Raw genomic sequence first — 23,544 nt, 5'->3', positions numbered from 1 at the left:
CAAGGAATCCGCCGTGAACAGTGCCTTCGACCACGCGGAACTCGCCCGGCTCATGAAGGAGACGGCCGGCATCTCGGCCGATCCGATGGAGATGGAGAGCCGGCCCGACGCGACGTTCGCCGACTTCGGCCTCGACTCGCTCGGCCTGATGGCCGTCGTCGCCGAGATCGAGCACGGCTACAGCGTCCCGCTCGGCCCCGACGCCGAGCGCTGCAAGTCCCCGCACGAGTTCGTCGCCCTGGTGAACTCCCAACTGACGTCTGGAGTCTGACCCGATGGCAGGACACACCGACAACGAGATCCTGATCAGCGCCCCGTTCGACCTGGTCTGGGACATGACCAACGACATCGAGCACTGGACCGACCTGTTCACCGAGTACGCCTCGGTGGAGGTGCTGGCCCGCGAGGGTGACAAGGTCACCTTCCGGCTGACCATGCACCCGGACAAGGACGGCAAGGTGTGGAGCTGGGTGTCCGAGCGCGAGCCCAACCGCGAGATGCGGACCGTGTGGGCGCAGCGCGTGGAGACCGGGCCGTTCGCGTACATGCACATCCGGTGGGAGTACCACGAGGAGCCGGACGGTGTGCGGATGCGCTGGGTGCAGGACTTCGCGATGTCCGAGACCGCGCCGGTCGACAACGCGTGGATGACGGACAACATCAACCGCAACTCGCGGACGCAGATGGAGGTCATCCGGGACAAGATCCAGCAGCGCGCGCGTGACCTCGGCCTGCCCGAGCCCGAACCCGCGCTGTAAGCGGTCTCCGACCCCCGGTCGGGCCCGCGCCCGCGTGGGTGCGCCACCCGCGGGGGCGCGGGCTTCCGGCCTCCGTCTCGAAGGGAACCAACGAGTGAACAGCACGACCGAAGGCACCGGCCGCGGCTCCGCGAACCGCACCGCGTCCGGCCGGGTGTACCGCAGTCTGATCGTCGCCCGCATGCGGCCCGGCGCGTCCGAGGACATCGCCGGCATCTTCGCCGCCTCCGACCGGGGTGAACTGCCGGACCTGGTGGGCGTCACCGGGCGCAGCCTGTTCCGGTTCGGCGACGACCTGTACCTGCACCTGATCGAGGCGGACCGCCCGCCCGGACCCGCGGTCGCGGCGATCACCGGGCACCCGGCGTTCCGCGACGTGAGCGACCGGCTCTCGGTGCACATCAGCGCGTACGACCCGGAGACGTGGACGAGTCCCAAGGACGCCATGGCCGACGAGTTCTACCGGTGGGACCGGGCGTCCGGCGGCTGACCGGCATCCCACACTCGCGAACCCGTCCAGGCCAGACAGCCGGAGGAACCCCATGGTCGAGATCGACAGCCGACCGGCCGCCCCCGACGGGGTGGCGGCGGCCGAGTGGGTGCGCTGCGCCAAGTGCACCCAGCTCGTGTACGGCAAGCGCTTCGCGCGCACGCTGCAGGTGTGCCCCGACTGCGGCGACCACGCCCGGCTGACCGCGCGGGAGCGCCTTGACCAGCTCCTCGACCCGGGCTCGGACGTCCCGTTGGACGCCGAGCCGACGCCGCACGACCCGCTGGACTTCGTGGACGCCCGCCCGTATCCGGAGCGGCTCGCGGAGGCCCGTGCCGCCACCGGCATGTCCGACGCGGCGCTCGCGGTACGCGGGCGCATCGACGGCCGTCCGGTGGTGGCCGCCGCCATGGACTTCCGCTTCCTGGGCGGCAGCCTCGGCTGCGCGGTCGGCGCGCTGATCGCCCGCGCGGCGCGGGAGAGCCTGCGCGAGCGGATTCCGCTGCTCATCGTCTCGGCGTCGGGCGGAGCGCGGATGCAGGAGGGCGCGCTGTCGCTGATGCAGATGGCGAAGACGGCCGCCGCGATCGCCGAGCTCGACGAGGCGGGCATCCTGGTCGTCTCGCTGGTGACGGACCCGACGTACGGCGGCGTGGCCGCGTCGTTCGCGTCGCTCGCCGACGTGATCCTGATCGAGCCGGGTGCGCGGATGGGCTTCGCCGGGCCGCGCGTGATCGAGCAGACCATCGGCGAGCAGCTGCCGGAGGGCTTCCAGACGGCGGAGTTCCTGCTCGCGCACGGTCTGGTCGACGCGGTCGTGCCACGGGCGCAGCTGCGGCGCACGCTCGGGCATCTGCTCGGGGTCGGGTGCGCGGCGGCGCGCGGGGCGGACGGGACGGGCAACGGGTCGGCGTACGACACGGACGAGGCCGACGGCCCCCGGCACGGCGACGACGGACACGACACGCCCGAGTTCGCGGAGGGCTCGCCGAACGGCGTACGTCCGGCCGGGTCGGGCGGCGGTGCGTCGACGGGGCACGACCCGTGGGAGACGGTGCGTCTGGCCCGCCACCCCGCGCGTCCCACCGCGCTGTGCTACGCCAACCGGCTGCTGGAGGACTTCCACGAGCTGCACGGCGACCGGATCGGCTCCGACTGCCCGGCCGTCGTCGGCGGCCTGGGCATCCTGCACGGGCAGCCGGTGGTCCTGATCGGTCATCAGAAGGGCGGGGACGACCTGGCCGAACGGCAGCGCCGGCACTTCGGCATGGCCACCCCGGCCGGGTTCCGCAAAGCCGCGCGCCTGATGCGCCTGGCCGCGAAGCTCGGCCTGCCGGTCGTCACGCTGGTCGACACGCCGGGGGCCAACCCGGGCCCGGACGCCGAACGCGGCGGCCAGGCCATCGCGATCGCCGAGAACCTGCAGCTGATGTCCGGTCTCCCGGTGCCGATCGTCACCGTGGTGACCGGCGAGGGCGGCAGCGGCGGCGCGCTCGCGCTGGCCGTCGCCGACCGCGTGCTGATCAGCGAACGCGGCGTCTACTCCGTGATCAGCCCCGAGGGCTGCGCGGCGATCCTGTGGAAGGACCCGGCCGCGGCGCCGGTCGCGGCGGCCGCGCTGCGCATGGGTCCGGGAGAACTCCTCGACCTCGGGATCGTCGACGCCGTCGTCCCCGAGCCGCCCGGCGGCGCGCACACCGACCCCGACAAGGCCGCCGAACTGCTGGGCGACGCGCTGCGCCCTGTGCTCGAGGAACTGCGCCGCCTCACCCCCGAACGGCTGATCCGCGAGCGCCGGAACCGCTACCACCGGTTCGGGACCGCGCCGGACCGGGAAACGGAGGTGTCGCCGGACGCGTCGCCGGACGCGTCGGCCGACCCGGCGCCGGAACCTGCCCCGGCCCCGGACGCCGGTCCCGCGCCGGAGCCGGCGGCGGACGCGCAGCCGGACCCGGACCCCGACGACTTCCCCGTCGGCGCCCACGAAGGAGTAAGGACATGAGCTCAGCCAACGGCAGCGCCGACCGGCACCGCGGCGGAACCCCGCCGCACCCGAACGCCGCGCGGCCCGCCGACCCGTCCGCCACCGCGACGGACGACCGCGCACCCGCCACCGCCGGCCCGGTGGTGGGCACGGAGAGCTCCCGCCGCGACGCGGACGCGCGGCAGTGCGGGCACATGGTCGACGAGATGCCGGCGCGGTCGGCGACCGGTCCGCCGCGGCGCATCCACCTGGAGACCGGCGGCACCGTCGTCGACATCGAGTGGGACGTCGCGCCGGCGCCGCAGGGCCCGGCCCCCGCCGTCCCGGAGGCGGGCGGGGCGCACGTGGTCGCCGAGGCCTCGGCGCCGCCGCGCGCGCCCGAGCCGCCGGACGTCGCGCTGATGGTCGTCCGCGCCCCCACGGTCGGCACGTTCTACCACTCGCCGGACCCGGGCGCGAAGGCGTTCGTGGCGGTCGGCGACACCGTGCGGGCGGGCCAGACCGTCGGGATCCTCGAGGTGATGAAGATGATGACCCCCATCACCGCGGAGTCCGCGGGACGGGTGGTGGACGTCGTCGCGCCCGACGCCCAGCCGGTCGAGTTCGACCAGCCGCTGATCGCCCTGGAGCCGCTCGAGTCCAACGGAACGGGGTGACTGTGGTGCTCTCCACCGTGCTCGTCGCCAACCGCGGCGAGATCGCACTGCGCGTGGTGCGCGCGTGCCGGGAGGCGGGCGTCCGCAGCGTCGCGGTGTACTCGACCGCCGACCGCGACTCGGCGGCCGTGCGCTTCGCCGACGCCGCCGTGCACATCGGGCCTCCGGCGGCGCGGGCCAGCTACCTGAACATCCCCGCGATCATCGAGGCCGCCCGGTACAGCGGCGCCGACGCCATCCACCCGGGCTACGGATTCCTTTCCGAGGACCCGGACTTCGCGGAGGTGTGCGCCGCGCACGGCATCACGTTCATCGGCCCGCCTCCGGAGGTGCTGCAGCGGCTCGGCGACAAGGCCGAGGCGCGCGCGGCGATGGCCGAGGCCGGGCTTCCCGTGCTGCCGGGCAGCATGGACGCGCTGAGCTCGCCGCGTGAGGCCGCCGACATCGCGGACCTGGTCGGCTATCCCGTCATCCTCAAGGCGGTCGCGGGCGGCGGCGGGCGCGGCATGCGCGTGGTGCGCGATCCGGAACAGCTGACGTTGGCGTACAACGAGACGCGCACTCACGCGCGGGCCGTGTTCGGCGACGAACGCCTGTATCTGGAAAGGTACTTGGACAACGCCCGGCACATCGAGGTCCAGGTGCTGTGCGACATGTACGGCGGGGCGGTCCACCTCGGCGAGCGGGACTGCTCGGTACAGCGGCGGCACCAGAAGCTCATCGAGGAGGCGCCCGCGCCCGGGCTGCCGCAGCACGTGCGCGAGGCGATGTGCGAGGCGGCGCTGGTCGGCGCCCGCGCGGTGGGCTATGTGGGCGCCGGGACCTTCGAGTTCGTAGTGTCCCCCGCCCACGAGTTCCACCTGATGGAGGTCAACTGCCGTCTGCAGGTGGAGCATCCGGTCACGGAGATGACCACCGGCATCGACCTCGTGCACCAGCAGCTGCGCATCGCCGGGGGCGAACCGCTGTCCGTCCGGCAGGAGGACGTCGCGGTGCGCGGCACCGCGATCGAGTGCCGCGTCAACGCCGAGGACCCGGAGCGCGACTTCGCGCCGACACCCGGCAAGCTGGTCGAGTTCACGCCGCCCGGCGGCCCGTTCGTGCGGGTCGACACGCACGCGTTCCCGGGCTGGACGGTCAGCCCCGACTACGACTCGCTGCTCGCCAAGACGATCGCGTGGGCACCGGACCGGGAGCAGGCCGTCGCGCGGATCGACCGGGCGCTGGACGAGTTCCGCATCGAGGGGCCGGGCGTACGCACGACCATCGGGTTCCTGCGCCGCACGCTGGCCGAGCCGCAGTTCCTGGCGGCCACGCACACCACCACGCTCGTGGGCGCGATGACCGCGCCGCGCGAGGACGATCCCTGTCCGCACGACGACAAGGCAGACCAAGAGCCATGCCCCACCGCCGTTTCCGCCCTTCCGCAGGAGTCCTCGCCCTCGCCCTCGTGGGGTCCGGCGTCCTGATCCCGGCCTCGGCGCATGCCAGGGGCGTCGTCCACCGCGTCCTGCCGGGGGAATCCGTGCAGGCCGCGGTGGACGCCGCCGCGCCGGGCGACGTCGTCGAACTCGCCGCCGGGACGTATCCGGGCGGCGTGCTGATCGGCACGGACCGCTTGACACTGCGCGGGCCTTCGAGCGGGGAGGCGGTGATCGTGCCCGCGGGCGCGTCCCCGTCCCCGTCCGGCAGGTCCGCGTCCGCGCCCGCGCCCGGTGTGAACGAGATCGCGCCGCCGTGCTCGGAAGGCGGTTACGGTGTCTGCGTCCTGGGGACGCCGACGCGTGATCTCGTCGGGGTGCGGGTCGCGTCGTTGACCGTCACCGGGTTCGCGAAGAGCGGCGTGATGGGCCGGTACACGGACGGCATGACCGTCACGGGTGTGCGCTCGCGGGGCAACGGCGAGCACGGCATCGGCCAGGAGTTCTCGGTGCGCGGGTCGTTCACCGGCAACGTCGCCGACGACAACGCCCAGTCGGGGCTGTTCGTCGGCGACGCGCCCGACGCGCGGGGCACGGCCGTGCGCGGCAACCACGCCGAGGGCAACCGGATCGGCGTGCACGTGCGCCGCGGCCGGAACATCGGCATCACCGGCAACGAGACGACGGGGAACTGCGCCGGCATGTTCGTCGTCGGCGACGAGACCCACCCGGTGACGGGCGACGTGGAGATCACCGGGAACACGATGGTGGCGAACAACCGCTACTGCCCGGCGAACGCCCGCATCGCGCACATCCAGGGCTCGGGCATCGTGCTCACCGGCGCGCAGCACGTGCGGATCGCGGGCAACCAAATCCTCGACAACCAGGGGGACTCGCCGATGTCGGGTGGCGTCGTGATGGTCCCGAGCTTCACCGGCGACGGCACGTCGGAGCAGACCCTGGTGGGCAACACGATCCTGCGGAACGCTTCGGCGGACGTGGCGGAACGTGATCCCCGGGGCGTCGGGAGCAATACGTACACGTCCAACGTCTGCGGCACGACGCAGCCCGCGGACCTGTGCTGACGCGCCGGGCCGCGGCGAAGGCGGGCGCGCTCGCCGGTGGGCTGGTGCTGTCGGGGTGGGCGCCCGGGCGGGCGTTCGCCGCGGCGGCACCCGGCCCGCCGACGCGGCGTCGATCGGCCGAACCACGCGCGCTCCCGCCGCCGTTCACGGTGCCGCTGGCGGTTCCGGTCGACCTGGCGCCGTCGCGGAGCACGGCGGACACCGACCACTACCGGCTGTCGGTCGGCCGGTCGACCACGGAGATCGTGCCGGGCGTGGCGACGCCGGTGCTGACGTACAACGGCACCTTCCCCGGTCCGACGCTGCGTGCCCGGACGGGGCGGCGCACCGTGGTGACGACGACGAACCTGCTGGACGGGCCGGTGTCGATGCACCTGCACGGCGGGCAGGTGTCCGCCGACAACGACGGGCAGCCGATGGACCCGGTCCAGCCCTGGTCGACCCGCGGGTACACGTACGAGAACACGCAGGCCGCCGCGACGCTCTGGTACCACGACCACGCGCACATGGCCGAGGCGGAGAACGTCTACCGGGGCATGGCGGGCTTCTATCTGCTCGAGGACGACGGCGAACGGGAACTTGGGCTGCCCACGGGCGAGTTCGACGTCCCGCTCATGATCCGCGACGTGCACCTGGACGACAACGCCGAACTCGTCTACATCCACGACGACTTCGCGGGCCGCAGCACGCACCTGGTGAACGGCGGGCCGCAACCGTACTTCGAGGTGGCCGCGCGCAGGTACCGGTTCCGCGTCCTCAACGGCGCCAACCTGTGCTTCTACACGCTGCACCTGTCGACCGGCGACGACCTGGTCCAGATCGGCTCCGACCGCGGCCTGCTCGCCGCTCCGGCGCCGCAGAAGTCGATCATGCTCTCCCCCGGCGAACGCGCGGACGTCGTCGTCGACTTCGGTCGTTACCCGGTCGGCACGAGGGTGGTCCTGAGGAGCGCGAGCCGCAACGCCACGCTCGACCTCATGGCGTTCGACGTGACCGCCGAGGCGTGCGACCCCAGCCGCGTCCCGGCGTCACTGGCCACGCTGCCGCCGCCCGGGGCCGCGTCGGTGACCCGCGACATGGTCTTCGAGAAGACCGGCGACACCTGGACCATCAACGGCAGGACGTACGACCCGATGCGCGTCGACACCGAGATCACGTGGGGCAGCACCGAGATCTGGCGCGTCGTCAACAAGGACCACGTGGCGCACAACATGCACCTGCACCTCGTGCACTTCCGCGTCCTGGACCGCAACGGGCGTCCCCCGGACCCCGGCGAGTCCGGCCTGAAGGACACCGTGCGCGTCATGCCCGGCGAAACCGTCCGCATCCAGGCCACGTTCGACACGTGGACCGGCCGCTACCCCTACCACTGCCACCTGCTCGACCACTCCGCGATGGGCATGATGGCGACGATGGAGATCACCCGCTAGCGGGAGGCGAGGGTTTCGTCGACCCAGTCGCTGGCGAGGACCTCGTCGAGGATGAGGCTGCCGGCGCCGAGCATGCAGGCGTCGCGGCCGGTGACGGCGGTGGCGATTTCGAGGCCGCGGGTGGCGAGGGGCAGGCAGCGTTCGTAGATGGCGGCGCGTACGGCGGCGACGAAGGGCTCGGCCGCCGACAGGCCGCCGCCGAGCACGAGCACGTCGGGGTTGAAGAAGTTGACGAGCGGCGTGAGGACCTGGCCGGCCAGGCGTCCCGCGCCGCGGACGAGGGTGGTGACCTCGGGCACGCCGTCGTTGACGAGGTCGACGAGTTGGCGGGAGTACTCGACCTCGAATCCCCGGGTGCGCAGCGTCCGGCACAGGGCGGCTCCGCTGGCGTGCGCTTCGAGGCAGTCGGAGTGCCCGCACGAGCAGGTGGCCGGGGTGTCGGCGATGACGGGCACGTGGCTGATGTCGCCGGCGGCGCCGCGCCCGCGGTGGAGGCGGCCGGACGCGATGATCCCGCACCCGATGCCGGTGCCGACCTTGACGGCCATGAGGTTCTCGCATCCCGGCCAGCCGTTGCGGTGTTCGCCGACGGCCATGAGGTTGGCGTCGTTCTCGACCATCACGCGGACGTCCATGAGTTCGGCGAGGCGCTCCCCGACCGGGTACTCGTTCCAGCCGGGCATCCGTGAAGGGGCCACGATCCTGGTGGTCGCGGGGTCGACGGGGCCGGGCATGCCCACCCCGAGTCCGAGCAGCGGAAGGTGCTTCACCTCCGCCTGATCGAGCGTCATATAGGCGTACTGCCTGAGCCGTTCGGTGACGACCTCGGGCCCGTCGGCCACCTCGCCGGGGAGTTCGTGGGAGTACACGACGCGACCGGCCAGGTCCATGACGGACATGCGTACGTGGTGCGTGCCGACGTCGGCCGCGACGACGACGCCGGCCTCCTCGTGCAGCCGCAGTCGGCGCGGCCGGCGGCCGCCGCGGGAGGCGCCCTCGCCGTCCTCGCGCAGCAGTCCGGCTTCGATGAGCTCCTCGACCCGCAGCGACACGCTCGACGGCGCCATACCGCTCAGCCGGGCGAGTTCCGCACGCGAGCCCCCGCGGCCGCGGGCCACGAGTCGCACCAGGTCTCCGGCGGTTCCACCCAATGTTCCACTCCCCGTCCGAGGCATGCGCAGGCGTTAGGCATTGACAGGAATAGCACAACGCGTTGTCTTCAGGAAGTCATTGACTTCATTCGAGATACGGATCTATGGTCGCCGCTATCTTCGATTTCGAATGAAGCTGGAGCAGCAGTGAACTCTGTGCCCCGCTCTTCCGTCGCCAGTGCCTTCATGGTTGAGGCTCAGGCCATCAACAAGTCTTTTGGTCGCACCAAGGTGCTCACGGACGTGACCCTGAACGTCGGCGCGGGCGAAGTCGTTGTCCTCATCGGCCCGTCGGGCGCCGGCAAGTCGACGTTCTGCCGGTGCCTGAACCGCCTGGAGAACGTCGACTCGGGCCGGGTCCTGCTCGACGGGGAGGAACTGCCCGCCGAGGGACGGGGCCTGGCTCGGCTTCGCGCCGAAGTCGGCATGGTGTTCCAGCAGTTCAACCTGTTCGCGCACAAGACCGTGCTGCAGAACGTCGCCCTGGGGCCGGTCCGCGTCAAGCGCCTCCCCGCCCGGCAGGCCGAAGAGGAGGCTCTGGCCCTCCTCGACCGGGTCGGCATCGCCGACAAGGCCGGCCACTACCCGGCCCAGCTGTCCGGCGGCCAGCAGCAGCGGGCCGCCATCGCCCGCGCACTGGCGATGCGTCCGAAGGTCATGCTCTTCGACGAACCGACCAGCGCGCTCGACCCCGAGATGGTCAACGAAGTCCTCGACGTCATGGTCGACCTGGCCCGCGACGGCATGACCATGGTCGTGGTCACCCACGAGATGGGCTTCGCGCGCCGCGCCGCCGACCGCGTCGTCTTCATGGCCGACGGGCGGATCGTCGAATCCGCCGACCCCGAGTCCTTCTTCACCGCGCCGCAGACCGAGCGCGCCCGCGACTTCCTGTCGAAGGTGCTGAGCCACTGAAGGCACGGCTCGGCACAGCTCGGCACAGCTCACCGCACAGCTCACCGCACAGGCACATCACTTCCGCATGTCCGCAACGGACCCCACGCACCCAGGAAGGCCTCGATGTCCAGAACCCTGCCGCGCCGTCTCGGCACCGCGCTTCCCGTCGCCCTGGCGACCCTGACCCTGGCCGCCGTCACCGCCTGTTCCTCCGACTCGGACTCCGCCGTCCCCGGCGGCCAGGACAAGAAGCCCGCCGAGGCGAGCGCGGCGGCCGCCGTCGGTGTCGCACCCGACACCGCGATCCTGCCCGGCTCCACCATGGAGAAGATCAAGAAGCGCGGCTACCTCATCGTCGGCGGCTCCCAGGACGCCCCGCTGTGGTCGCAGCTGAACCCGATGAACGGCCAGGTCGAGGGCTTCGACGCCGAGATGGGCCGGCTCCTCGCGAAGTACATCATCGGCAAGCCCGAGGTGAAGATCGTCAGTTCCGCCACCGAGACCCGCGAGGCGCTGCTCCAGAACGGCACCGTCGACGTCGTCTTCCAGACGTACACGATCACGCCCAAGCGGGCCGAGCAGGTCGCGTTCGCCGGGCCGTACTACTCCTCCGGTCAGGCGATCCTCGTCAAGAAGGGCACCACCGGGATCAAGGCCCCGGCCGACCTGAACGGCAAGACCGTCATCGCGGGAGCCAACACGCCCGCGGTCACGGCGATCCAGCAGCTGGCACCGAGCGCGAAGGTCGTCACGTTCGCGAGCGACCCCGAGTGCCTCCAGGCACTGCGGCAGGGGCGCGGCGAGGCCTACGTCCAGGACCAGGCGCTGCTCGTCGCGGACGTGAAGCAGTACCCCGACACCACCGTCGTCGGCGAACCGTTCACGCAGGACCCGTACGGCATCGGCCTCAAGCACGACGACACCGCGTTCAAGTCCTTCGTGAACGACTGGCTGCGCGCCATCGGCCAGAGCGGCGCCTGGCAGGCGGTCTGGAAGCAGACCATCGGCACGGTCGTCGAGGGCAACCCGCCGGCTCCGCCCGCGATCGGGTCCGCCGCGGGGTCGTGACGACCGCGTCCGCCCGCACGCCGCCGGAGCAGGCGGCAGGCGGGCGGGCGGCAGACGGCCAGACGGGCGGGCGGACGCTCGCCGATCCGCCCCCCTCGTGAAAGGGCAAACGATGGACGTCGTGTTGCGGCACTGGTCCGCGTTCACCGACGGCATGACCACGACGCTCGAACTCACCGCGCTGTCCTTCGCCGGCGCCCTGCTGATCGGCATAGTCGTGGCCGCTATGCGCGTGTCGCCGGTCCCCGTGCTGCGGGGCGTCGGCACCGTGTACGTGGAGTCGTTCCAGAACACCCCGCTGCTCGTGCTGCTCGTCCTGTTCGTGTTCGGGCTTCCCGAGGTCGGCGTCATCTTCCCGCTGTTCACCACGGCGGTGATCGCGATCGCGTTGTACGAGGCCGCGTACATCGCCGAGGCGGTCCGGTCCGGTATCAACACCGTGCCCGTCGGACAGGCGGAGGCGGCACGCGCGATCGGCCTGGGCTTCGGCCAGTCGCTGCGCCTGGTGATCCTGCCGCAGGCGCTGCGCGCGGTCGTCCAGCCGATCGGCAACATCCTCATCGCGCTGACCATGAACACCTCGCTCGCGGCGGCGGTGGGGGTCGTCGACCTGACCGCCGCCGCGAACCGCGTCAACCTCCTGGAAGCCCAGCCCATACCGGTGTTCGTCGGCGCCGGGCTCGGCTACATGGCGGTGTGCGCGCTGGTCGGCCTGCTCACGAACCTGATCGAGCGCAAGGTGGCGATCGTCCGATGAGCACTTCCCGCGTCCTGTTCGACGAACCCGGTCCGATCGCCCGGCGCCGCATACGCGTGGCGACCGTGGTCGTCTCGATCGCGGTCGCCGGGCTGATCGCGCTCGCGGTACGCCGGTTCGCGGACCACGGGCAGCTCGACGCCGACAAATGGCGGCCGTACACCACGTGGCCGATGTGGCGGTACCTGCTCCAGGGCGTCCGAGCCACGGTCGAGGCGGCGGCGGTCGCGACGGGGCTGTCCCTGGCGGGCGGCATCGTCCTCGCGCTGGGGCGGCTCTCCCCGCACCGCAGGTTCCGGTGGCCCGCCGTCGTCTACATCGAAGTCATGCGCACCGTACCGGTGTTGCTGCTCGTCTACATCGTCCTGTTCGGACTTCCGCACTACGGCGTCAACCTGCCGCTGTTCTGGAAGCTCGTCGCACCGCTGTCGGTCTCCAGCGCGGCGGTCTTCGCGGAGATCTTCCGGGCCGGGATCCTCTCGCTCGACCGCGGTCAGCGCGAGGCGGGGCTCGCGATCGGCATGACACGGCGGCAGACCATGTGGATCGTCGTCCTGCCCCAGGCGGTGCGCAGGCTGCTCCCGTCCCTGGTGAGCCAGTCGGTGGGCCTGCTCAAGGACACCTCGCTCGGATTCATCGTCAGCTACTCCGAACTGCTGTACAGCGGCCGGATCCTCGCGACCTACAACCGGCTGCTCATCCAGACGTACATCGTCATCGCGCTCGTCTACATCGTCATCAACGCGTCGCTGTCGAAGTTCGCGCGGACCCTGGAGGCGCGTCAGGGTGTGCGTCCGGCCGGGCGTCGCCGCCTGCTCGGCTTCGTACGGCCGCGGCCGTACGTCGCCGGAAGCCCGCACCTGCGTGCGCGACCGGAGCATCCGGCACCGCAGTCGGAAGGGCCGGAACCCCAGAACAAGATCCCCGCCTGACCGGCGAATGGAGGCCACTGTCATGCGTCACGCGGAACTCGCGGAAGTCGTGCGGTCCGGATTCGTGGAAAGCCGTCACTACGGAAGCCTGGTCGGGCTGACACCAGACGGCCTGACCGCACTGTCCCTGGGGGCGCCGGACGACGCGATCCTGCCGAGGTCGTCCGCCAAACCGTTCCAGGCCCTCGCGTGCCTGCGCGCCGGGGCACCGCTGCGCGGCGAGCAGGTCGCCATCGCGGCGGGCAGCCACACCGGTCAGGACTTCCACGTCGAAGCCGTCGAGGCCGTCCTCGGCGCGGCCGGCCTCGGCACCGCCGCGCTGCGCTGCCCGCCGAGCCCGCCCGAGGACGCCGCGACGCACGAGGCCCTGGTCCGGCGCGGCGAACCCGAGTCCGCGGTCCGCATGAACTGCTCGGGCAAGCACGCCGCGATGCTGTCGGCGTGCGTCGCGTCCGGCTGGCCGGTGGACGGCTACCTCGACGCCGACCACCCGCTGCAGCTGCTCGTACGCGCCGGCATCGAGGAACTGTCCGGCGAACAGGTCTCGCACACGGCGGTGGACGGGTGCGGGGCGCCGGTGTTCGGGATGACGTTGACCGGGCTGGCGCGCGGCCTGCGCGCACTCGCGGTCGCCGCCGACGGACACGAGCGCACGGTCGCGTGGGCGATGCAGTCGTATCCCACGTACGTCGGCGGAGACGGGCACGTCAACAGCACCGTCATGCAGCTGCTGCCCGGCACTGTGGCCAAGGGCGGCGCCGAAGGCGTCATCGCGGCCGCCACCACGAGCGGTCACGCCGTCGCGGTCAAGGTCATCGACGGCAGTCCCCGCGCCACCACCGCGCTCGCCCTGGCCGCACTGCGGGCGCTCGGCGTCGACACCTCGCCGGCCTCGGACCTGGCCTCGGTGCCCGTCCTCGGAGGCGGCCGACCGGTCGGCGAGGTGCGGGTGACCGCCGCGCTGTCCTGAGGTCGGGCGACATCCCCCACCACGCGGCCGTCGTCGTGCGGCACCCGTACCCATCCGAGCCCGAGGAGCCCTGAACGTGAATGCCGTATCCGGCACCGAACCCCTCTACGAGATCTGCGTCGACAGCGTCGCGGGCGTCCTCGCGGCGGAGCAGGCGGGCGCACACCGCGTCGAACTGTGCTCCGACCTGTTCGAGGGCGGCATCACCCCCAGCATCGGCCTGGTCGAAACGGCCCTGCGCGCCGCCGAGCGCATCCGGGTGCACGTGATCGTGCGGCCGCGCGGCGGCGATTTCGTGTACGACGAACACGAGGTCGACGCCATGGAGCGCGATGTCGTCGCGATCCGCGAGGCCGGCGCCCACGGACTGGTCATCGGCGCGCTGACCCCCGACGGCGACATCGACCACGACGTCGTCGGCCGGCTCATGAACGCCGCCGAACTGCGGTCCGTCACCTTCCACAGGGCGTTCGACATGGTCCGCGACCCGTTCGCCGCCCTGGAGGAGCTCATCGACCTCGGCGTGGACCGGGTGCTGACGTCGGGCCAGGACTCCAGCGTCCTCGAAGGCGCCCCGCTCATCGCCCAGTTGGTCCGTCAGGCCGCCGGACGGATCGTCGTGATGCCGGGCGGGGGGATCACCGCCCGCAACGTCGCACGCGTCCTGGCTGCCACCGGCGCCGCCGAACTCCACTTCGCCGCCGGGACCACCGTGGAAAGCCCGGCGGTGCACCGCAACCCCTACCCCTATATGGGCGGTGCGCTGCGCCAGCCCGAGTTCGCGCGCCAGACGACGTCGGCACGCGGGGTCGGGGACATCATCGCCGCGGCGGGTTCCGGGACGAGGTCGTAGGTTCCGGGAGCAGGGGAATGCCCGACCGCAGGCGCAGGCTGCCGGGAAGGTCCACGGTGCAGCGGCGGCTGGCCACGACGATCCGCTGCATCGCGAGCGTGCCGGTCGTTGTGCACGACCCGCATCGCAACGACGTCATCCTGGCCTCGCGGACGACCGCGACCATCCCCCGGATCTCGAAGGCGACGGTGAGGGCGAGGTCCAGGGTGCCGACCCTGGCGCCGTCGACGGTCAGGTCGACGCAGGGGCGGTGCGTGGACGTGACCTTGTGGGTCGCCATCGCGACGACCTCCTCGCTGCCCGGGGCCGCGCGGGTGCGCTGCGCGGCCTCGGCCAGCGAGCGGTGTTTGATCCACCCGGCCGCCGCGAGGTCGAGCAGGTCCATGCTGAGGAAGCCGTTGACGACCGAGGCGACTTCATGTTCGACGGTCTCTCCCGCGGAGTCCGTCAGGCCGCGGGCGGCGCGCCCGAGCATGGCGGCGACCTCGTTCTCGCGGGCCGCGGCGACGAGCGCTTCCGTGGCGGTCTCGCCGTCGTCGCCGAACAGCAGGTCGCGTACGGACGCGGGCGGTGGTGGCGATGGTGGTGCGGCGGTCATCGGTCCGTCTCCTCGATGGATTGTTCACCGGGATCCCAGCGGGGTTCCAGCTGCACCGTCCGGCTCGACTCGGGCGGGTCGCCGACGTCCTGCACACCGTCCGAGGCGAAGCCGGGGCGCATGACGGCGCGGACGTGGTTGCGGGTCCACCGCGGTCCCTGGCGGCGGAAGAACAGCAGGTAGCCGACCAGCCCGGCGGCCAGGAGCCCGCCGGCCGCCAGGCCCCCGACCATCAGGCCGGGGGCCGTGCCGCTTCCGGTGTGAGCCGCGGCCGCCGTGGACGTGGACGTCGGCTCGCCGTCGGCCGTCACGTCGAAGGAGGAGGCGGCGTAGGCCTTTTGGCCGCATTGCGCGCGTACGGCGTGGCTTCCCTTCGCCGCGCGCTCGGGGACCGTGAGCCGGGCCTTGAAGCTGCCGTTCGAGGCGACCAACGCCCGGAACGGGGCGATCCCTGCGCTGTCCCAGGAGAAGTCGACGCGGTTCTCGGGGGCGCAGACCGCGAAGCCCGAGCCGGTGACCGTCAGCGTGATGCCGACACGTCCGCTCGGCGGATCCAGGACGAGTACCGCGTGCCGGCCGGTGTACGGGGCGGACGTCGCGCCTCGGGACGGGGACGGCGAGGGAGACACGGTGGAGTGCGGGCTGGTGTACCCGGACGTCGGCGGCGGCGTGGTGTAGCAGCAATACGTGGTGGGCGGTGGCGGCGTGGTCGCGGCTTCCGCGATCCCCGGGGGGCCGACGCAGAACAGGAGGATCAGTACGCCCAGAACCCGCGAGCGCGCGATCAGCCGTCGGCGACGCCCTTTGTCCTCACACATTGCCCATGGCTGTTCGACTCCCGGCATCCGTGTTGGAGACTCCACGGAAACACGGGACCGGGTGCGTTGCACCCGGATACCCCGCTAACGGATGACGCAATTGCGCCGGTCGGCGGGTGCGGCGGTCCTCACCGTGGCGGCTGGACGGGTTTCCCGGCTCCCCAGGCCCAGGCAAGGCGTTCGGCGCCGGACTGGTTCGTCGTGGCCAGCCACGGCCTCGTGGGAGCGCCGGTCAGGGTCTGCATCGAGTAGGAGTCGCCGGTACGCAGACCGGGCCAGTAGACGGAGCCCATCCTGAGCTCGCGCAAGGTGTCGGTGAAGGCCTGGATGTAGTTGATGTAGTTGTTGTCGGGAGCGGGCTTGTTGTAGTCGAGGCCGGTCGTCATCGGGGCGCCGAACTCGTCGGCGACGGTTCGGTTCGCGCAGTCGCCGATGCGTTCCTTGGCCCCGGCCGCCCACTGCTCGTAGGTCGCGAAGTCCACCCAGTAGCCGTAGAGGTGGAACGAGAGGTACGTGCCCTTCAGCCGCGGGTCGGCGCAGACGGAGGTGACGTGGTCGTTGTAACCGGCGCCGCTGACGAAGACCCTGTCGCGGGGGACGGACCTGTAGGTGTCCAGCCATGCCGCGGCGGTGTCCGCCCACTGGGTGTCGGTGTAGCCGAAGGGCTCGTTCATCGGCTCGAAGTAGACCTGCTTGTCGTGCTTGTACGCCTTGACCACGGTGTTCCACATGGGCCAGAACGCGGCGGGGTCGTCGATCAGGCCGTCGTTGCGGGGCCCGGTGCCCTCCCAGTAGGAGAGGATGACCTTGAATCCCTTGTCGGACGCCGCGTCGATCACCCCGCGGTACGACTTCCAGGCCGGGCTGTCGACCGTGTACGGGTTGATCGGCAGCCGGACGGTGTTGGCGCCGAGGTTCGCGCGGAAGGCGGAGATCACCCGGCTCGCCTTCGCGTACGTCTGCTGGTAGCCGTCGGAGGCCGTGAGCCCGGACAGGACGAGACGGTCGTCGGCGTAGTTGTCGCGCGGATCGGCCCAGTTGACGCCCTTGAACATGGTCGTGTCCGTGCCGGGCCGGGTCGTCGGGATGCTCGGCGAAGCGGAGGCGGGCCTGACGGCCACGGCGGAGCCGACGATCACGGTGGCGACGGCGGCCGTCGCTACGGCGGACCGACGTCGCCGAGTGGATCTGATACGCGCGGGAGCCTCTTTCAACGGTGTGCCCTTTCAGGAGGTGGGGTTCAGCCGTCGGTGAGGCGACGCCGCGAACGCATCCGATGCTCCGGCCGCGGCGGCGGCCCAGGAGAAACATGAACCAAAGTTCGGATCTTGTCCATAGGGCCGGCGGTTCGCTCACACGGCCGCGAGCCATACCGCGACGCGTTCGGCGATCACGACGGCCGTGAGGTTGGTGTTCGCCGACGGAATGGCCGGCATCACCGAGGCGTCCGCCACCCACAGGCCCTGGGCGCCGTGCACCGCGCAGCGCCGGTCGACAACCGCGCCGCGGCGCGGATCCGGCCCCATGGCGCAGGTGCCCACCGGGTGGTGGTAGCTGCCGACGCGGTCGCGGACGGACGCCGCGATGGCGCTCCGGTCCTCGTCGCCGATGGCGGCACCGGGCGCGAGTTCGGGGCCGTCCACGAAACCCGCCAACGGAAGCGTCCGGCTGAGGCGGCGCGCTTCCAGCGTCGCGTCGACCATGCGCGCCAGGTCGTCGGGGTGTCGCAGGTGGGCGACGTCGATGAGCGGGGCCTCGGTGGGATCCGCGGAACGCAACCGCACCGACCCGCGGGAACGGGGCGCCATCAGGCCCGTGACGATCCCGAACACCCCTCCGGTCGGGCTGGCCGCGTCGTCGAACGGCCCTGCCGCGAACAGGTGCAGGTCCGGCGGTCCGTCCCGCGGCGCCCGGGCGGAGCGCATGGTGAGCAGGGCCTGGAACACCGGGCCGCGGAAACCCGGCGCGGTCGGCAGGTCGACGGCGACCAAGGGGTGGTCGGCGAGGTTCGCTCCGACGCCGGGCAGGTCGAGCGCCACCGGCAGGCCGAGCGCACGCAGCCGGTCGGCGGGGCCGACGCCCGAACGCCACAGGATCGCCGGGCTGCCGTACGAACCGGCGGCCAGGACCACCCGTGCCGCCTCGACGACGGCGCCGCCCACCAGGCGGACTCCGCACGCCCGGGTGCCCGAGAGCTCCACCCGGTCGACGACCGCGTCGGCGCGGACGGTGAGGCCGGAACGGTCACGGGCCGCGGCAAGGTGTGTGAGGGAGGTGCTCATGCGCAGGCCGTCGCGCACATTGCGCGGCATCGGCCCTATTCCCGCGGCACCCGGCCGGTTGTGGTCCTCGACCACGGCGTGCCCGGCCGTCTCGGCGGCCCGTACGAAGGCGTGCTGGAGCGGCGAAAGCTCCTGGGGCGAGGGTCGTCGCACCGGAATCGGGCCGTCGCCTCCGTGCCACCGGTCCGCGAAGTCGGCGTCGGCCTCGACCGCGCGGAAGACGGGCAGCAACTCCGCGAACGACCAACCGGGGTTCCCCGCGGCGGCCCAGGCGTCGTAGTCGGCGGGCCAACCGCGCAGCAGGAACGCGGCGTTGGTCGCGGAGCAGCCGCCCACCAGCCTCGCCCTCGGCAGCGGCACCGAGCGTCCGGCTTCGTCGGGTTCCGACACGAACCCCCAGTCGTGGGCGACGGTCGGCCGCGTGCCGTCGGCGACGTCGGCCGGGAGGTCCGCCACGGACGGATAGTCGGGGCCGGCCTCGACCAACAGCACGGAGCGGCGCTCGTCCTCGCTGAGCCGCGCCGCGAGAACACAGCCGGCCGATCCGGCACCCACCACCACGACGTCGTAGGCCACGGTTCCCACCGTCCATGCACCTGGTACGCCCAGCGTCCCTCTCCGTGCGGGCCCGCCGCAACGTCCGCCAGACGGCCGGCATCGCGGCGGCCCGATCCGGATCCGACTAGGCTGCGGAGGGGAAGCGACCGACCGCGGATGACGGCGGGTTCGGACCGGGCCCGAGGGCCCGGGACGGGAAGGAGTCGTTGTGGGCCGCACGGACCGTCAGGGCGACCGTGTTCGACGCGTCGCCCCCGGCGACAGAACACCGGGGCCCGTCACTCCGGGCATGGACCGCCAGGAGGCCTTCGCGTCGGAAGGCATGTGGTCCGGATTCGTCCGCACCGAGGCGGGGGCGGTCTCCGGCTGGCATCACCACGGCGAGCACGAATCCGTCATCTACGTCCTGTCCGGCGCGCTGAGGATGGAGTTCGGCCCGGGCGGCTCGCACACGGTGGACGCCGGGCCCGGCGACTTCCTCCACGTGCCGAAGGGTGCGGTGCACCGCGAGAGCAATCCGTCGGCGGAGGCGGCCGACATCATCGTCGTGCGGGCCGGAACCGGCGAGTCCACGGTCAACACCGACGGACCGGCACCCGGCTGAGGCAGGCGGGCAGCGACTAGTCGGCCGCCCCTGGGCGTTCGGTGATCCGGCGCAGGGCGTCGCGCAGGGCGTCGGTCTCCGGCCCGCTGCCGAAGACCTCCTCGTCCGCGCGCCGGGCCGCGGCCACGCACCGCCGCAAGGCCTCCCGGCCCGGATCGGTCAGGGCCAGGCGGCGCTTGCGGGCGTCCCCCGGGTCGGGGGTGCGCACCAGCAGCCCGCGCGCCTCCAGCGTCGCGACCAGTTTGGACGCCATCATCCGGTCCATCCGCGCGAAGTCCGCGGCCTGCTGCTGCGTCGGCGGGCCCTCGGCGGCGCCCAGCAGGGACACCGCCGACAGCAGGTTGAACTGCGGGTACGTGACATCCCCGAGCCCCGACTCGCAGACCTGCCGCCACACCAGCGCGGCGTGGTGCAGCCAGTAGCCGGGGCTGTCCGCGGGACCCCGCCCGGGCTCACTCACCGGCGCGCCGCCGCGACTCGGCGACCAGCGCGGCGAACGACGCGGGCATCTCCCGGCGGATCCTGCGCCCGTAGTACGCGCGGAACGCGAGCGACACCGGGCCGTACGCCACATAGCGCTTGGACAGGCGGACCCGACCGTCGCCCGCGTCGTCCACGCGGTGGTCGATCACGAGCTTGCCGCCGGGCAGCGGCGTCTCCACCTGCCACAGCGCGCCGGGCTCGACGGCGCTGATCCGGATCGGCGACCGCGAGGTCCCCTTCTGCTTGCTCCACCCGGTGGCCCCGACACCGAACGGGGCGTCGAGCCGGGTCTCCTCCTCGCGCGGGTCCCACTCGGGGAACCGCTCCATGTCGGTCCAGGTGCGCCATACCGATTCGTGGTCCGCGGACACGACCGTCTCGACGTCCAGCGTGTAGTGCATTTCGTCGCCCCCTTCGCGGCATCCTGTTGTCGTGACAACAGTATCTGTCGTCGCGACAACAAACAAGCCTTTCCGCGGACGTGCTCTGGACGGCGAAGAGGATCCCGGGACGGCGGTGAACGCCGTCCCGGGATCCCGTCGTGCCGTGTCAGGCCGGGTCGTAGGAAGGTTCCAGGTTCTGTGCGCTTTCTGTCGTGGCGGCGGGTTCGCCGCGGGTGTTGGAGGCGCGCATCGCGACGGCGGCGGCCGCCACGAGGCAGAGGGCGCTGACGAGCAGGGCCCGTTGGAATCCGGCGGTGAGCGCCTCCGGGGGCGGGGTGTGGGCGGCCAGGAGGTGGTCGGTGCGGCTGGTCGCGATCCCGCTGAACACCGCCAGGCCGAGCGCCGACCCGAGTTGGAACGAGGTGGTGATCAGGGCCGCGGCCAGTCCGGCCTGGTCCTCCGGCACGCCCGCGTTCGCGGCCGTCTGCACACCGGCGTACAGCAGTCCCAGCCCGGTCCCCATGACCACCAGCGGGCCGAGGAGGTTGCCGAGATAGGTGCCGTCCACCGGGATGCGCGACAGCCACAGGATGCCGCCGGCGGCCAGCAGCGCGCCGGAGACGATGATCGGACGGGTACCCGTACGGACGAACATCTTCGTCGCCACGGTCGAGCCGAACCCGATGCCGACGCTCACGGGCACGTAGCAGAGCCCGCACTCCAACTGGGAGTAGCCCAGGACGTTCTGCATGTAGAGCGTGACGAAGAAGAACATCGAGTAGAACCCGGCCCAGGCGATCACCTGGGTGGCGTCGGCCGCGGCCAGGCCCTTGATCCGGAAGATCGACAACGGGACCAGCGGATCGGCGCGCCGCTGCTCGTTGACCAGGAACGCGGCCATGAGCACCGCCGAGCCAGCCAGCCCGCCGACGGTGCGGCCCGCGCCCCAGCCCTCGTCCGGCGCCTTCACGAGTGTGAAGATCAGCAGCAGCATCCCGGCGGTGACGAGCAGCGCGCCGACCGCGTCGAACCCGCCCGGCGTGGACCGGCCGTGATCGGCCTTCAGGACCCGGAAGGCCCCGAAGAGCACCAGCGCGCACATCGGGAGGTTCACGAAGAACACCCACCGCCAGCCGAGTTCCTGGGTGAGCACCCCGCCGATGAGCAGCCCGGCCGCCGATGCCAGCCCGCTGATCCCGGCCCACACGCCCAGCGCCTTGTGCCGGTCGGAGCCCTGGAAGGTGGTGGTCAGGATGGACAGCGCGGCCGGCGACATCATCGCCGCGCCGAAGCCCTGGGCGAGCCGGCCCCCGACCAGCAGCCCCTGGCTGTCGGCCAGCCCGCAGGCCAGCGAGGACGCCGCGAACAGCGCGGTCCCGGCGACGAGCAGCCGCCGCCGGCCCAGCAGGTCCGCGGCCCGGCCGCCCAGCATCAGGAACCCGCCGTAGGTGACCAGGTAGCCGCTGACCACCCACTGCAGGTTCTGCACCGAGAAGCCCAGGTGCGTACGGATGGTCGGCAGCGCGACGTTGGCGATCGCGCCGTCCATGACGTCCAGGAACGTCACCGCGCACAGCAGCGCCAGCGTGGCCTTGCCGCGTCCGGTCGCCAGGAAGGACTCCTGCGGCGGGCCCGTCGACACGGTCATGGCGTCGCTCACGACCCGGCGGCTTCCATCACCGGGCCGACCTCGACGCCGCCGCCGACGCGCAGCGCCGGGCAGTCCTTGGCCAGCGCGAGCGCGGCGTCCATGTCCTCGGCGGACACCACCGAGTAGCCGATCATCCGGGAGGCGCTGCCGCCGACCTCGCCGAGCGAGGCGTACTCGGTCACCGCGTGGCCGAGTTCGACCAGGTCCGCGCCCATGCCGCCGAACCAGGCCTGCCACTCGGCGGGCGTCTCCGCGTTGGGCAGGTAGTCGGCGGGCACACGGTAGGAGAAAACGTACTTGGCCATGATCTGAGGTCCTGTTCTGTGTCCCGGGCGCCCCGGAGCGGAGCAGCCTCTAACCGGGTTGACTCCAGGCCGGATGTGAATTGGGCGCGCGGCCACCGCCCAATTCGCGGGCCCCGCGGCGTCTGCACCTATGAGCGCGCCGAACGCGCCCCCGCGGAAACAGGAAAGGCGAGGATGCATGCCGATGGAGACGGACACGACGGACCTGATCGCCAGGGCCCGGGCCGGCGACCACAACGCGTTCCGCGACCTGGTCCAGGGCCACTCCCACGAGTTGCAGGTGCACTGCTACCGCATCCTCGGGTCCCTGCAGGACGCCGAGGACGCACTCCAGGAGACCCTCGTGTCCGCCTGGCGTAACCTCGGCGAGTTCGGCCAGCGGTCCTCGCTCCGGACCTGGCTCTACAAGATCGCCACCAACCGGTGCCTGAGCATGCTGCGCGCCGACAGCCGGCGCCCCCGCACCGCGCCCCCGCCGCCCGAGGGCGCCTTCCCGGAGCCCAACGCTTCCGGTGACGCCCCGCCGTGGCTGGAGCCGTACCCCGACGTGCTGCTCGACCACCTCGTCGACCAGCACCCCGGCCCGGAGGCCCGCTACGAGACGACGGAGGCCATCTCGCTGGCCTTCATCACCGCCCTGCAGCTACTCCCCCCACGCCAACGCGCCGCACTCGTCCTCCGCGACGTCCTGGGCTACCACGCCACCGAAGTCGCCCAAATGCTCGGCACCACCCAGGAGTCCGTGCAGAGCGCCCTCAAACGCGCCCGCGCGACCGTCGACAACCACCTCGCCGACTCCGGCGGCGGCAGCGGCACCGGCGACAGCACCGGCGGTGGCGGCACGGGGGGCGACGGCGGCGGCCGTAGGCCGGCCCGCCAACCCGACACCGCGGCCGAACACCGGCTCGTCGCCCGGCTCACCGATGCCCTGGAACGCGCCGACCTGGACGCCCTGATCGACCTGCTGGTCACCGACGTCCGCATCTCCATGCCCCCGGCCATGCTGGAGTACCACGGCATCGAACCGGCCCGGCGCTTCTTCGCCGCCGCCACCTTCCGCCCCGGCCACACCTACCGCGTCGTCCCCACCCGCGCGAACGGCCAGCCCGCCTTCGGCCTGTACCTGGCCGACCCCCACGCGGGCGTCCACCGCGCCTACGCCCTCCTGGTCATCACCACCGCCGGCGACCACATCACCGCCATCACCGGCTTCACCACCGACGTCATGACCCGCTTCGGCCTCCCCCGGACCCTCCCCGAAACGGACTGAGGGTCCGGGGTTACGAAGAGGCGACCTGGATCCGGCGAGGACAGGGGCGGTCCAGGTCGCCCAGTCGTGGGGGGGGGGGGGGGGCGGGGGGGGCGCCCCCCCCCCCGGGGGGGGGGCGGGGCCGGGGGGGGGGGCCGGCC

General features: G+C 72.2%; 25 protein-coding genes. 16 read left to right on the top strand and 9 right to left on the bottom strand.

Annotation, left to right across the window (positions count from 1 at the left end):
• The first annotated feature begins 13 nt into the window (after positions 1 to 13).
• The 8 genes from QI554_RS22875 (at position 14) to QI554_RS22840 (ending at position 7,824) form a co-directional block, all read left to right on the top strand.
• Positions 14 to 271, top strand: a complete 258-nt coding sequence (locus tag QI554_RS22875; RefSeq protein ID WP_281472068.1) for an acyl carrier protein — start codon at positions 14 to 16, stop codon at positions 269 to 271.
• A 4-nt stretch (positions 272 to 275) separates the two neighbouring features.
• A complete protein-coding gene (locus tag QI554_RS22870; RefSeq protein WP_281472067.1) occupies positions 276 to 758 on the top strand; it encodes an SRPBCC family protein in 483 nt (160 codons plus the stop codon).
• 154 nt (positions 759 to 912) lie between these two features.
• Positions 913 to 1,248 (top strand): TcmI family type II polyketide cyclase, encoded by a 336-nt coding sequence (locus QI554_RS22865; RefSeq protein ID WP_281472254.1) that lies wholly within the window; start codon positions 913 to 915, stop codon positions 1,246 to 1,248.
• Positions 1,249 to 1,300: 52 nt separating this feature from the next.
• On the top strand, positions 1,301 to 3,250 hold the full coding sequence (accD, locus tag QI554_RS22860; RefSeq protein ID WP_281472066.1) for an acetyl-CoA carboxylase, carboxyltransferase subunit beta: 1,950 nt from the start codon (positions 1,301 to 1,303) through the stop codon (positions 3,248 to 3,250).
• Positions 3,247 to 3,888, top strand: coding sequence for an acetyl-CoA carboxylase biotin carboxyl carrier protein (locus tag QI554_RS22855; RefSeq protein WP_281472065.1), 642 nt, complete (start codon positions 3,247 to 3,249; stop codon positions 3,886 to 3,888). Before accD ends, QI554_RS22855 begins: the two co-directional genes overlap by 4 nt.
• Before the next feature lie 5 nt (positions 3,889 to 3,893).
• On the top strand, positions 3,894 to 5,357 hold the full coding sequence (locus QI554_RS22850) for an acetyl-CoA carboxylase biotin carboxylase subunit (RefSeq protein ID WP_281472064.1): 1,464 nt from the start codon (positions 3,894 to 3,896) through the stop codon (positions 5,355 to 5,357).
• The gene (locus QI554_RS22845) at positions 5,288 to 6,394 is read left to right on the top strand and encodes a right-handed parallel beta-helix repeat-containing protein (RefSeq protein WP_281472063.1); all 1,107 of its coding nucleotides are present in this window, start codon (positions 5,288 to 5,290) and stop codon (positions 6,392 to 6,394) included. Before QI554_RS22850 ends, QI554_RS22845 begins: the two co-directional genes overlap by 70 nt.
• Positions 6,388 to 7,824, top strand: a complete 1,437-nt coding sequence (locus tag QI554_RS22840) for a multicopper oxidase family protein (RefSeq protein ID WP_281472062.1) — start codon at positions 6,388 to 6,390, stop codon at positions 7,822 to 7,824. Before QI554_RS22845 ends, QI554_RS22840 begins: the two co-directional genes overlap by 7 nt.
• Here QI554_RS22840 and QI554_RS22835 read toward each other — a convergent pair.
• Positions 7,821 to 8,951, bottom strand: coding sequence for an ROK family transcriptional regulator (locus QI554_RS22835; protein WP_281472061.1), 1,131 nt, complete (start codon positions 8,949 to 8,951; stop codon positions 7,821 to 7,823). The genes QI554_RS22840 and QI554_RS22835 overlap by 4 nt on opposite strands.
• Positions 8,952 to 9,161: 210 nt before the next feature.
• Between QI554_RS22835 and QI554_RS22830 the strand changes: the two genes are divergently transcribed.
• From QI554_RS22830 to QI554_RS22805, 6 genes are all read left to right on the top strand, one after another.
• Positions 9,162 to 9,890: an amino acid ABC transporter ATP-binding protein gene (locus QI554_RS22830; RefSeq protein WP_281472060.1), complete on the top strand. Its 729-nt coding sequence runs from the start codon at positions 9,162 to 9,164 to the stop codon at positions 9,888 to 9,890.
• Between the two features lie 105 nt (positions 9,891 to 9,995).
• Positions 9,996 to 10,940, top strand: coding sequence for a glutamate ABC transporter substrate-binding protein (locus QI554_RS22825; protein ID WP_281472059.1), 945 nt, complete (start codon positions 9,996 to 9,998; stop codon positions 10,938 to 10,940).
• Between the two features lie 112 nt (positions 10,941 to 11,052).
• Complete coding sequence (locus tag QI554_RS22820; RefSeq protein ID WP_281472058.1) at positions 11,053 to 11,697, top strand: amino acid ABC transporter permease; 645 nt, start codon at positions 11,053 to 11,055, stop codon at positions 11,695 to 11,697.
• Positions 11,694 to 12,629 (top strand): amino acid ABC transporter permease, encoded by a 936-nt coding sequence (locus tag QI554_RS22815; protein ID WP_281472057.1) that lies wholly within the window; start codon positions 11,694 to 11,696, stop codon positions 12,627 to 12,629. Before QI554_RS22820 ends, QI554_RS22815 begins: the two co-directional genes overlap by 4 nt.
• Before the next feature lie 22 nt (positions 12,630 to 12,651).
• Positions 12,652 to 13,599: an asparaginase gene (locus tag QI554_RS22810; RefSeq protein ID WP_281472056.1), complete on the top strand. Its 948-nt coding sequence runs from the start codon at positions 12,652 to 12,654 to the stop codon at positions 13,597 to 13,599.
• A gap of 76 nt (positions 13,600 to 13,675) precedes the next feature.
• Positions 13,676 to 14,452, top strand: coding sequence for a copper homeostasis protein CutC (locus QI554_RS22805; protein ID WP_281472055.1), 777 nt, complete (start codon positions 13,676 to 13,678; stop codon positions 14,450 to 14,452).
• Here QI554_RS22805 and QI554_RS22800 read toward each other — a convergent pair.
• The 4 genes from QI554_RS22800 to QI554_RS22785 all read right to left on the bottom strand — a co-directional run bounded on the left by QI554_RS22800 (position 14,418) and on the right by QI554_RS22785 (position 18,726).
• Positions 14,418 to 15,050: a hypothetical protein gene (locus QI554_RS22800; RefSeq protein WP_281472054.1), complete on the bottom strand. Its 633-nt coding sequence runs from the start codon at positions 15,048 to 15,050 to the stop codon at positions 14,418 to 14,420. The genes QI554_RS22805 and QI554_RS22800 overlap by 35 nt on opposite strands.
• Positions 15,047 to 15,868 (bottom strand): hypothetical protein, encoded by an 822-nt coding sequence (locus tag QI554_RS22795; RefSeq protein ID WP_281472053.1) that lies wholly within the window; start codon positions 15,866 to 15,868, stop codon positions 15,047 to 15,049. Before QI554_RS22795 ends, QI554_RS22800 begins: the two co-directional genes overlap by 4 nt.
• A 128-nt stretch (positions 15,869 to 15,996) precedes the next feature.
• Entirely contained in the window at positions 15,997 to 17,082 is a 1,086-nt protein-coding gene (locus QI554_RS22790) for a glycoside hydrolase family 5 protein (RefSeq protein WP_281472052.1), read from the bottom strand.
• A 138-nt stretch (positions 17,083 to 17,220) separates the two neighbouring features.
• Positions 17,221 to 18,726 carry a GMC family oxidoreductase gene (locus tag QI554_RS22785; protein ID WP_281472051.1) on the bottom strand — a complete coding sequence of 502 codons (1,506 nt, stop codon included), beginning with the start codon at positions 18,724 to 18,726 and terminating at the stop codon, positions 17,221 to 17,223.
• 271 nt (positions 18,727 to 18,997) lie between these two features.
• Here QI554_RS22785 and QI554_RS22780 point away from each other — a divergent pair, with 271 nt between their 5' ends.
• Positions 18,998 to 19,312 carry a cupin domain-containing protein gene (locus tag QI554_RS22780; protein WP_281472050.1) on the top strand — a complete coding sequence of 105 codons (315 nt, stop codon included), beginning with the start codon at positions 18,998 to 19,000 and terminating at the stop codon, positions 19,310 to 19,312.
• Positions 19,313 to 19,328: 16 nt separating this feature from the next.
• Here the strand turns inward: QI554_RS22780 and QI554_RS22775 are convergent, their stop codons facing one another.
• The 4 genes from QI554_RS22775 to QI554_RS22760 all read right to left on the bottom strand — a co-directional run bounded on the left by QI554_RS22775 (position 19,329) and on the right by QI554_RS22760 (position 22,134).
• Positions 19,329 to 19,772, bottom strand: coding sequence for a MarR family winged helix-turn-helix transcriptional regulator (locus QI554_RS22775; RefSeq protein WP_281472049.1), 444 nt, complete (start codon positions 19,770 to 19,772; stop codon positions 19,329 to 19,331).
• Positions 19,765 to 20,196, bottom strand: coding sequence for an SRPBCC family protein (locus tag QI554_RS22770; RefSeq protein WP_281472048.1), 432 nt, complete (start codon positions 20,194 to 20,196; stop codon positions 19,765 to 19,767). Before QI554_RS22770 ends, QI554_RS22775 begins: the two co-directional genes overlap by 8 nt.
• Positions 20,197 to 20,344: 148 nt before the next feature.
• Entirely contained in the window at positions 20,345 to 21,838 is a 1,494-nt protein-coding gene (locus QI554_RS22765; RefSeq protein ID WP_281472047.1) for an MFS transporter, read from the bottom strand.
• Entirely contained in the window at positions 21,835 to 22,134 is a 300-nt protein-coding gene (locus QI554_RS22760; protein ID WP_281472046.1) for a YciI family protein, read from the bottom strand. The genes QI554_RS22765 and QI554_RS22760 overlap by 4 nt, the downstream gene beginning before the upstream one ends.
• A gap of 178 nt (positions 22,135 to 22,312) precedes the next feature.
• Between QI554_RS22760 and QI554_RS22755 the strand changes: the two genes are divergently transcribed.
• Positions 22,313 to 23,404 carry an RNA polymerase subunit sigma-70 gene (locus QI554_RS22755; protein WP_281472045.1) on the top strand — a complete coding sequence of 364 codons (1,092 nt, stop codon included), beginning with the start codon at positions 22,313 to 22,315 and terminating at the stop codon, positions 23,402 to 23,404.
• The last annotated feature ends 140 nt before the right edge of the window (positions 23,405 to 23,544 follow it).

Source organism: Yinghuangia seranimata (genome assembly GCF_029953285.1).
GTDB classification, from domain to species: domain Bacteria; phylum Actinomycetota; class Actinomycetes; order Streptomycetales; family Streptomycetaceae; genus Yinghuangia; species Yinghuangia seranimata.
Note: the sequence above shows the minus strand (reverse complement) of the source record. Positions and strands in the feature narration are given on the sequence as shown.